Here is a 6,107-nt window from a genome sequence, read left to right on the forward strand (position 1 = left end):
CCTAACAGTTCGCTCAGACCGCAAGGCTGAGAAGTTCTCGGGCATGGGTGATCGCGGCATCCGAATCGGTGAGTCCCGACAGCAGCCGCGCCATCTCCGCTTCCCGATCCTCCCCCTCCAGACGCCGCACGCTGGACGCGGTGACCGCGCCGTCATTGGCCTTCACGACGGAAAGGTGGTTGGAGGCGAAAGCTGCGACCTGGGCCAGGTGCGTGACCGCGATGACTTGGGATGTCTCTGCAAGCCGGGCGAGTCGCCGTCCCACTTCGATGGCCGCGGCGCCGCCGATTCCGGCATCCACCTCGTCGAAGACGAACGTCGGAACCGGGTCGGTACCGGCGATGACGACCTCGATCGCGAGCATCACGCGTGAGAGCTCTCCGCCCGACGCGCTCTTCGCGACGGAGCGGGGTTCGGCCCCGGGGTGCGGTGCCAGCAGGATCGCGACGTCGTCACGTCCGTGCGTGCTCTCGGCGCCCTCGCGGACCGCGACCTCGAGGCGGGCGTCCGGCATGGCCAGTGCATGCAGTTCGTCGGTCACTGCGGCGCCGAGGCGCGCTGCGGCCTCGGTGCGTGCGGCGGTGAGCGCAGCGGCGGCGTCGTCGAGCGCCTTCCGTGCGGCGTCGCGCTCGGCCTGCAACCGCTCCAGGCGATCATCGTCATCGTCGAGCTCTGCGAGCCTCGCGGATCCCGTCTGCCACAGTTCGAGCGCTTCATCCAGCGATCCGTGCGAACGGATCAGTGCGGTCAGCGCCGCTCGCCGCTCCTCGACAGCGGCGAGCTCATGCGGTCCTGTCTCGTCGAGGTCGGCGAGGTATGCGGAGAGCTGCCCCGCGAGGTCCGCGATGCGGTAGCCGACGTCGGCGATCCCTTCGGAGATCGCGACGAGCGCGGGATCCGTCGCCCGCTCGAGGTTGCGCCGTGCGTCGGCGATGAGTGCCGACGCGTCCGCGTCGCCCTCCTCGCTGGAGAGCGCGTTGTGCGCGAGGGATGCCGCGAGCCGGAGGTCTTCGGCGTTGGAGAGCCGCTCCGACCGCTCCGCGAGTGCGACGTCCTCCCCCGGCTCGGGGGCGGTCGCATCGATCAGCGCGAGCGCTTCACGCAGCCGCTGCGCCTCGTCGGCCCGAAGATCGCGATTCTCGGCGATCTCGGCGATCTCGGCATCCAGCTCGCGCCAGCGGGTGAACGCCGCACTGTACGCCTGCAGAGCGTCGGCGATCGGCGCCCCGCCGAAACGGTCCAGGGCGTCGCGCTGGGCCGCTGTCGAGCGAAGTCGCAGCTGTTCGGACTGTCCGTGCACGACGACGAGTTCGTCTGCGAGGGCGGACAGCACTCCGGCGGGTGCCGCGCGTCCGCCGACGCTGGCACGACTGCGCCCCTCTGCGCTCAGCGTGCGAGACACGTACAGCTCGCCGCGGCCGTCGTCGAGCGGCTCGAGGTCGCCGCCGGCATCCGAGACGATCTCGGCCACCGCACCCGACTCCGGCACGATCCAGACGCCTGCGACAGAGGCCTGCGCGGCGCCGGCGCGCACAGCACCGGAGTCCGCGCGCTGACCGAGCAGCAACCCCAGGCCTGTGACGACCATGGTCTTGCCCGCTCCGGTCTCGCCCGTTATCGCCGTGAAGCCGGGACCGAGCGGCAGCACGGCGTCAGCGATGACACCGAGTCCCTGCATCCGCATCTCCTCGATCACAGCGGCACCCCTCCGTCCTGTCCGCGCCAGCCGGCCACCGGCAGCTGGAACTTGCGCACCAGTCTCTCGGTGAAGGCGGTCGGGTGCAGCCGGGCGAGACGCACGGGACGCGATGAGCGCCGTGCGACCACACGCGCCCCGGGTGGGAGGTCATGCGAACGACGCCCGTCGCACCACAGGATGCCGGTGCCGGAGGTGCGCTCGAGCATCTCGATCGCCACCGACGCATCAGGGCTGACGACCAATGGCCGTGCGAACAGCGCGTGCGCCGACAGCGGGATCACCGCGATCGCCTCGACGCTGGGCCAGATCACCGGCCCGCCCGCGGAGAAGTTGTAGGCGGTGGAACCGGTGGGTGTGGAGATGACCATGCCGTCGCAGCCGAAGCTCGACAGCGGGCGGCCGTCGATCTCGACGACGACCTCGATCATGCGCTCTCGGCTGGCCTTCTCGACGGTCGCCTCGTTCAGGGCCCACGTCTCGAAGACGACGTTCCCCTCGGCATCCTTGACGCGCACGGCGAGAGCCAGGCGCTCCTCGACCGCATAGTCTCGCTCGATGACGCGCTGCACCGCGTCGTCCATCGCATCGCGCTCGATCTCGGCGAGGAAGCCGACGTGCCCCATGTTGATGCCGAGCACTGGTGCGCTGTTCGTGCCGCGCACGAGTTCGGCCGCGCGAAGGATCGTGCCATCGCCGCCGAGCACGATGGCGAGCTCGAGGTCGTCGACCGCGACATCATCGCCCAGGGCGTCGACGTCGCTGAAGTCTCCGTCGACGGCGGACAGCTCAGCGCGGTCGTCGGGCGAGAGCACCGGCCGCGCGCCGGCATTGCGCAGAAGATCGATGACGCGACGGGCGGCGGCGACGGTGTCGTCCCGGCCGGCGTGGGCGACGACCAGGATGTTGCGCTCGTTCATCGTCCTCCAGCCAGTTCGTCGATCTGCTGTCTCCATTGTGTCGGATTGCTCCCACGACCGGGCGCCATGTGGACCAGGAATTCCGCGTTGCCGTGCGTGCCGAGGATCGGTGACGCCACGATCCCGAGCATGCCGAATCCGGCGTCCCATCCGTTCCAGACCACGCGGGCGACGGCATCCGCTCGTGTGGCGGGATCGGTGACCAGTCCCCCGCGGACGGCGGTGCGTCCGACCTCGAACTGCGGTTTGACGAGCAGGACGATGTCGGCGTCGGATGCCGCGACAGCGGCGACTGCGGGGAGGACGAGTTCGAGCGAGATGAACGAGAGGTCGGCCACGATCACATCCGGTGCATCCTTCTCGCCGGTGGCCTCGCCGAGGCTCTCGCGGGTCATGTGCCGCACGTTGAACCCCTCGACGCCGACCACCGCAGGATCTGCCGCGATGGATGCAGCGAGCTGATCGTGTCCGACGTCGACGGCGAGCACCTTGCGGGCTCCGCGCTCACGAAGCACCTGGGTGAAGCCACCGGTCGACGCGCCCATGTCGAGCGCGAGGCGCCCGTCGATCGGCACCTGGAACGCGTCCAGAGCCGCGAGGAGCTTCTGCGCGCCCCTGCTGACGTAGTGGTCGCTCTCGGCGAGGGTGATGTCGGCGTCGTCGTTCACCGAGGTCGACGCCTTGATCACAGGGCGCCCGTCGACACTGACGACACCCGCCGCGATCAGCGTGGCCGCGTGCGAACGCGAGCGCGCGAGTCCTCTGGCTGCGAGAGCGGCGTCGAGGCGCGTCACCGGTCTCCCGACGGCGCCCTGTCGGCGGACTTGTCGCGGGTGTCGAGCTTGGTGCCGCTCTCGAGGCGGCGGAAGAGCTCATCGTGCAGGGTCGAGTACGCATCGGCACGGTCGGCCAGCGGCTGCCCCTCGATCAGGCGCAGTCGGCTCCACAGACCGTCGGTCGGCGTCGCAGTCGTCTCATCGCTCACGACTCCACTCTACGGCGCGGCTCCGACGCACCTGGTGAGGCACGGCGGGGAAGCACTCACGGACGGTGGAACGGGTCCTCGTAGAGCTTCTCGGGGACGCGGAGCACGAAGATGGGCGTGCCGGATTCCCAGATCGCCGTGGCCCCGGCACGGACGAGATCGATCTGCCGCGAGCCCTCGGAGAGGATCTCGACGTCTCCGCCGACCACTCGCACGGATGCACCGTTCACGGTGACGGCTCCGTCCTTGCGCTCGGTCTGCGGGTACGCCTCGTGCAACTCGCGGAGGTCACCGAGGATGTACGTCGGCCTGGATCCCTCGGGTGCCGCCAGCACGTGCTTGGGCCGATCGATTCCCGTGAGCACGAGTACCGAATCGATGCCGACACGCACTGCGCCCATGATGTCGGTGTCCAGACGGTCACCGATGAACAGCGTCTTGGAGCCGCCGAACCGTGCGATGGCCTCTTCGAAGATCGGCACCTCCGGCTTGCCGGCCACGGTGGCCAGACGTCCCACTGCGGTGTGCACTGCCGAGACGAGAGTGCCGTTTCCCGGCGCGACGCCGCGCTCGCGCGGGATGGTCCAGTCGCTGTTGGTGGCGATCCACGGGATGCCGCCCTCTTCCTCCGGCATCTTCAGCGCGAAGGCGGCCTCGGCGAGGTCGGTCCAGGCGACCTCGGGCGAGAAGCCCTGCACGACGGCGTCCGGAGCGTCCTCGGCGCTGCGGGTGACCGTGTAGCCGGCCTTCTCCGCCTCGACGACGAGCCCTTCGCCCCCCACGATGAGCAGTGTGGCGGGTGCCGGGACCATGGACGCGAGCAGCCGCATGGCCGCTTGGGGACTGGTGACGACCTCGTTCGCCTCGACGGTCAGGCCGAGCGATGTGAGGTGCTCGGCGACGGAGGCGTCCGTGCGAGAGGCGTTGTTGGTGATGTAGCCCACACGACGGGTCTCGGCGACCCGATTGAGGCTGTCGACGGCGTGCGGCAGCGCGCCGGGTCCGGCGTAGACGACGCCGTCGAGGTCAGCGAGGACGACGTCGACGCCGTCGAGCGGGCTCCGGCGCGATCGGGAGAACAGTCCCACTCAGGACTCCTCTTCCGGCAGCTCGCCCTCGATCAGTCCGTCTTCCACGAAGATCTCATCCTCGTCGGCATCGCCCATACCGAGTGCGTCGGCGGCGACGTCGGCCCGTTCCGCCCAGAACGCCGCTTCTTCGTCGCGGCCGAGGTCTTCCAGCACCGCAGCGTGCGCGGCGAACAGAGCGGGGCTCCATTCGAAGGCGCGGTCGGGATCGAGTTCGGGGATCTGCAGCTCGCCGAGGGCGAGTTCTGTGTCTCCGAGATCCAGGCGCGCACCGGACATGGCGATGGCGAGAGCGACGCGCACCGGAGTGGGAAGCTTCGCACGATCTGCAGCGCGACCGGTCTCGAGGGCTCGATCCGGTCGGCCGATCCCACGTTCACTGTCCACCATGAGCGCGATCTGGTCGTCCTTGCCGGAGATGCGCCGGTATGTGCGCAGCTCGCGCAGCGCGAGGGCGAAGTCGCCGGTCGCGTAGGCGGTGATGCCGAGCGACTCCCTGACGATCGCGATGCGACCGGCCCGGCGGGATGCCGCGAGGGCGTGCTGATGAGCGAGGGCCGGATCTTCGTCGATGAGCTTGGCGGCCATCGCGAGATGTCGCGCGACCTCGTCGGCGTTCTCCTTGCTGAGTGTCTTCAGCTCGTTGCGCGCCGACGAGTGCAAGTCGGCGGGCGTGATGTCTTCAGGGATCGCGGGATCATCGTGGCGCGGACGGTCATCGCTCTGGCGATCCGGTCGGTCGCGACCGGTGCCACCACGCTGCGGGAATCCACGTCCGCCGGAGCTGCGGTCATCCCGACGAGGTGCACTGTCGCGACCCTGGTAGCCGCCTTCGCGCTTCTGGTAGCCGCCTTCACGGCGGTCGCCGTCACGACGAGGGGCAGCACCGTCACGCCTGACGTAACCGCCCTCACGACGGGGAGCTGCTCCATCACGGCGCGGCGGCGCTCCATCGCGACGGGGAGCACCTGCGCCATCACGACGAGGGGCAGCACCGTCACGCTTGACGTAACCGCCTTCACGGCGGGGAGCGGCGCCATCACGGCGCGGAGCACCCACACCGTCACGGCGCGGAGCACCGTCGCGGCCTTGGTAGCCGCCCTCACGACGTGGTGCTCCACCGTCACGACGGGGAGCTCCACCGTCGCGACGTGGTGCTGCACCATCGCGCTTCTGGTATCCGCCTTCACGGCGAGGGGCACCCGAGCTGTCCCGACGCGGTGCGCCGGCACCGCCGGAGGAAGCCGAGCGATCAGTGCGCGGAGGACGGCCCTGACGATCGTTTCGTCGGGCGCTGGAGTCGTCGTCGCGTCGCGGTCGACGCTCGTCCTCGTTCGGCATGATCTGATTCTCTCAACTTCCTGGTTAACGCAAAATGGCCACCCTGCGTTGGGTGGCCATTTTGTTTAGAAGAAGTT

7 protein-coding genes are annotated in these 6,107 nt (G+C 69.5%); all 7 read right to left on the bottom strand.

The annotated features are described in order from the left end of the window. Positions 1-13 precede the first annotated feature (13 nt). Genes recN through ACYVG2_RS18875 form a run of 7 tightly spaced genes read right to left on the bottom strand, consistent with a single transcriptional unit; the run spans position 14 to position 5,855 of the window. The gene (recN, locus tag ACYVG2_RS18845) at positions 14-1,696 is read right to left on the bottom strand and encodes a DNA repair protein RecN (RefSeq protein WP_460782393.1); all 1,683 of its coding nucleotides are present in this window, start codon (positions 1,694-1,696) and stop codon (positions 14-16) included. Then, complete coding sequence (locus ACYVG2_RS18850) at positions 1,693-2,616, bottom strand: NAD kinase (protein WP_448966130.1); 924 nt, start codon at positions 2,614-2,616, stop codon at positions 1,693-1,695. The genes recN and ACYVG2_RS18850 overlap by 4 nt, the downstream gene beginning before the upstream one ends. Beyond that, positions 2,613-3,410 carry a TlyA family RNA methyltransferase gene (locus ACYVG2_RS18855; protein ID WP_460782394.1) on the bottom strand — a complete coding sequence of 266 codons (798 nt, stop codon included), beginning with the start codon at positions 3,408-3,410 and terminating at the stop codon, positions 2,613-2,615. The genes ACYVG2_RS18850 and ACYVG2_RS18855 overlap by 4 nt, the downstream gene beginning before the upstream one ends. After that, positions 3,407-3,601: a hypothetical protein gene (locus ACYVG2_RS18860; protein WP_448966132.1), complete on the bottom strand. Its 195-nt coding sequence runs from the start codon at positions 3,599-3,601 to the stop codon at positions 3,407-3,409. Before ACYVG2_RS18860 ends, ACYVG2_RS18855 begins: the two co-directional genes overlap by 4 nt. Positions 3,602-3,657: 56 nt before the next feature. Beyond that, entirely contained in the window at positions 3,658-4,689 is a 1,032-nt protein-coding gene (locus tag ACYVG2_RS18865) for an HAD-IIA family hydrolase (protein ID WP_460782395.1), read from the bottom strand. Then, positions 4,690-5,352, bottom strand: a complete 663-nt coding sequence (locus ACYVG2_RS18870; protein WP_460782396.1) for a hypothetical protein — start codon at positions 5,350-5,352, stop codon at positions 4,690-4,692. Then, the gene (locus tag ACYVG2_RS18875; RefSeq protein WP_460782397.1) at positions 5,325-5,855 is read right to left on the bottom strand and encodes a hypothetical protein; all 531 of its coding nucleotides are present in this window, start codon (positions 5,853-5,855) and stop codon (positions 5,325-5,327) included. Before ACYVG2_RS18875 ends, ACYVG2_RS18870 begins: the two co-directional genes overlap by 28 nt. Positions 5,856-6,107 lie beyond the last annotated feature (252 nt).

It is taken from the genome of Microbacterium shaanxiense, from assembly GCF_054779995.1.